Origin of the sequence: Spirillospora sp. NPDC049652, from assembly GCF_040675125.1 — a bacterium.
Classification (GTDB): Bacteria; Actinomycetota; Actinomycetes; order Streptosporangiales; family Streptosporangiaceae; genus Spirillospora.
Genome location: NZ_JBFAOF010000761.1, coordinates 1 through 3,620, shown reverse-complemented (window position 1 = coordinate 3,620; position 3,620 = coordinate 1). Strand labels below are relative to the sequence as shown.

Genomic DNA, 3,620 nt, shown 5'->3' with positions numbered 1-3,620 from the left:
CGCCGAGGTGATGGACGCCGGCGACCCCGTCCACTTCCCGGCGATGCTCGCCGACCTGGCCCGGCGCGGGGTGCGGCGGCTGATGGTCGAGGGCGGCGGCGCGATCCACACCGCGTTCCTCCAGCAGGGCCTGGTGGACGAGCTCCAGCTGGTCGTGGCGCCGTTCTTCCTCGGTGACCCGGCCGCGCCACGGTTCGTCGGCTCGGGCGTGTTCCCCCAGTCCCCGCGGCGCCCGATGCGGCTGGAGGAGATCACCCGCGTCGGCAACCTCGTCCTGCTCCGCTACCTGACCGGAGAGCACCGTGGCTGACGACGCGTCCTGGCTGGCCCTCGCCTGCGACCTCGCCCTCCTCTGCCCGCCGTCCGCGACCGCGTTCTCGGTCGGCGCGGTCGTCGTCGGCCCGGACGGAACCGAGCTCGCCCGCGGCCACTCCCGCGAGTCCGACCCGCACGACCACGCCGAGGAGGCCGCCCTGGCCAAGCTCGCGGCGGACCCGCCGCCCGGCGCCACGGTCTACAGCTCCCTGGAGCCGTGCGGGGCGCGCAAGTCGCGGCCGAGGCCGTGCGCCGAGCTGATCGTCGCCGCCGGGTTCCGCCGCGTGGTGTTCGCGTGGCGCGAGCCGTCCCTGTTCGTGGAGGGCACCGGCGACGAGCACCTGCGCGCGCACGGCGTCGAGGTCGTCGAACTCGCGGACCTGGCGGACCGCGCGCGCCGCCCCAACGCGCACCTCCTCTGAGACGAGCGCCGAGACCGCCGTCTCATTCCTCTTGCGGACGCCCCGGGGAACCGTGATGCTGTCTACCAAGCAAGCATTCGGTCAAACCGGGAGGCGGCATGCGCGAACACGATCGGCTGTTCATCGGCGGCGAGTGGACGGCGCCCGCGGGCACCGGTGTCATCGACGTGGTCTCCCCGCACACCGAGGAGGTCGTCGGCCGCGTCCCGGACGGCACCGAGGCCGACATGGACCGCGCCGTCCAGGCCGCCCGGCGCGCCTTCGACCACGGGCCGTGGCCCCGGATGACGCCCGCCGAGCGCGCGGAGGTCCTCGGCCGCCTGTCCGCGATCTACGCCGAGCGGCAGCAGGAGATGGCCGACCTGATCACCGAGGAGATGGGGTCGCCGATCCTGTTCTCCATCTTCGGCCAGGCCGCGCTCCCGCAGATGGTGCTCCAGTACTACGCCGACCTCGCCGCGGACTTCGCCTGGGAGGACGAGCGCCCCGGCATGCTCGGCCCGGTGACCGTCACCCGCGAGCCGGTCGGCGTCGTCGCCGCGATCTACCCGTGGAACGTCCCGCAGTTCACCCTCATGCTGAAGCTCGCCCCCGCCCTGGTCGCGGGCTGCACCGTCGTCGCCAAGCCGTCCCCCGAGGCGCCACTCGACGCCTACCTGCTGGCCGAGTGGGCGCGCGAGGCCGGCGTCCCGGAGGGCGTGCTGAACTTCGTGCCGGCCGGACGGGAGGTCGGCGCGTACCTGGTGTCCCATCCCGGCGTGGACAAGGTCGCGTTCACCGGTTCCACGGCCGCCGGGCGCAGCATCGGCGAGGCCTGCGGCCGCCTGCTCCGCCCCGCCACGCTGGAGCTCGGCGGCAAGTCCGCCGCGATCGTCCTGGAGGACGCCGACCTCGGCACCACGATCGAGGGCTTCAAGATGGCGTCCCTGATGAACAACGGCGAGGCGTGCGCCGCGCAGACCCGCATCCTCGCCCCCCGCAGCCGCTACGACGAGATCGCGGGCGCGCTGGGCGAGATGGTCTCCGCCCTCACCGTCGGCGACCCGGCCGACTACGCCACCGAGATCGGCCCCCTGGTCGCCCGCCGCCAGCAGGACCGCGTCGAGAACTACATCCGGATCGGCCAGGAGGAGGGCGCCAAGCTCATCGCGGGCGGCCTGGACCGTCCGCACGACCGCGGCTGGTACGTCGCCCCCACCGTCTTCGCCGACGTCTCCAACGACATGCGCATCGCCCGCGAGGAGATCTTCGGCCCCGTCCTCGCCGTCATCCCCTACGAGACCGAGGACGACGCCGTCCGCATCGCCAACGACAGCGACTACGGGCTGGGCGGCTCCGTCTGGACCGCCGACGTGGCCCACGGCGTCGAGGTCGCCCGCCGCATCCGCACCGGCTCCTGCGGCGTCAACCTCTACGTCCTGGACCCGAACACTCCGTTCGGCGGCTACAAAGACTCCGGCCTCGGCCGAGAACTCGGCCCCGAGGGCCTCACCGCGTACCTGGAGCACAAAGCCATCCCCCGCCCCCACCAGCAGTGAGTTGGAGCATCGCTTGCCCGGACGCCGATTTCCGCCCGGGCAAGCGATGAGCAAAACACCGCCCGTACAACCGGGGCCAACGCCGAAGGCGAGCCCCACCCCGCACCCCGAGTGCGTGACCAAGGGCGAGGGGCGTGAAGCCGAAGGCGAACGCCCCTCGCCCTTGATCGCGAAGCGATGCCGCACTCGCCCGGGAGCCCGGGCCGCCGGGTGAGCCCCAGGCGAACCCGGCGGAGCCGGACTCCAAGTAAGCAGAGGACGGCCCCGGGCGGACGGGGACCACCGGGCGCCCGTTGGTCGGTGGTCCCCGTTCGGCCGGGGCCGTCCCCGCGGGCCCGGCGGCGGGGCGGAATCGCCGCGGGCCTCCTCAGGGTGGTCGGTGGGCTGGGGTCAGGTCACGGGGACGGGACTCCAGCCGTGGCGGTGGTGGCAGGCGCGCGCCACCTCCGGGTCGACGGGGCCGGTGACCAGGAGGCGGACGTCCGGGACCGGCACCGGGGCGTGGTCGAAGGTGAGGGCGCGCAGCTTCTCGGGGGTGACGACCGCGGCGGTGGCCCGGTGCGCGCCGATGGCGTGGAGCAGCGGGGCGACCTCCGGTTCGGGGACTCCGACGAGGGTCGCGCCGTGCGCGAGGCACAGGTCGGACAGGCCGAGCAGGACGTCCGGGCGGCATTCGCGGACGCCGCAGACCAGCACGTCGCCGGAGTGGATCCGGGTGACGGCGGCGAGCCGGTGCAGCGCGGCGAAGCGGTCGGCGTGGGTGAGGTCGACGGGCGGTTCGAACAGCCGCAGGGCGGGTTCGGCGGCTTCCGGCGGCGGCCCGGCCGCGCCGGCGTTCCCCGCGCCCGCGCCCTCTCCGGCCGGTCCGCCGCCCGTCTCCCCCCAGGCGGCGGCCGCGTCTCCCCACGCGGCCGCCTGCTCGCCCCACCGCGCGGCCGTGCCTCCGGCGGCGCCCGCCCCGACGAGGCGGGCGAACGACGTCGCCCCGGGGTACTCCCCGAAGGCGAACGCCTGCCGGACGTACGACCGCTCGGTGGCGGCGAGGGCCGCTCCGGCGACCTCCCCTCCCGTCACCAGGAAGCGGGCGCCGCACTCGGTCATCATGCGGGCGAGTTCGCCCACCGTCGCGTCCAGGGGCAGCGGGGCGGGCACCGCGCCGGCCGCGCAGAGGGCGTGCACCGCGAGGGTGAGCTCTCCGACGCCGGTGAGCTGGACGGCTCCGACGTCGCCGGGGCGCACGCCGTGCCGGTGCAGGCCCGCGGCGGCGGCCGGGACGAGCGCCGCGAAGGCGCCGAACCCGATCCGCCGGCCGGGGTCGACCAGCGCCGCGCGGCCGCCGAACCGG

4 protein-coding genes are annotated in these 3,620 nt (G+C 75.3%); 3 read left to right on the top strand and 1 reads right to left on the bottom strand.

Annotation, left to right across the window (positions count from 1 at the left end; all coding sequences use genetic code 11):
- The 3 genes from AB0J52_RS32110 to AB0J52_RS32100 all read left to right on the top strand — a co-directional run.
- Positions 1–310, top strand: a 310-nt coding sequence (locus tag AB0J52_RS32110; RefSeq protein WP_500186564.1) for a RibD family protein, incomplete at its 5' end; no start/stop codon positions are given.
- Positions 303–737, top strand: coding sequence for a cytidine/deoxycytidylate deaminase family protein (locus AB0J52_RS32105; protein ID WP_500186562.1), 435 nt, complete (start codon positions 303–305; stop codon positions 735–737). The genes AB0J52_RS32110 and AB0J52_RS32105, both read left to right, overlap by 8 nt.
- A gap of 98 nt (positions 738–835) precedes the next feature.
- Positions 836–2,275 (top strand): aldehyde dehydrogenase, encoded by a 1,440-nt coding sequence (locus tag AB0J52_RS32100; protein ID WP_500186559.1) that lies wholly within the window; start codon positions 836–838, stop codon positions 2,273–2,275.
- Between the two features lie 390 nt (positions 2,276–2,665).
- On the opposite strand, the gene AB0J52_RS32095 is transcribed toward AB0J52_RS32100, so the two are convergent.
- A partial coding sequence (locus tag AB0J52_RS32095; protein ID WP_500186558.1) for an AMP-binding protein occupies positions 2,666–3,620 on the bottom strand: 955 nt, incomplete at its 5' end.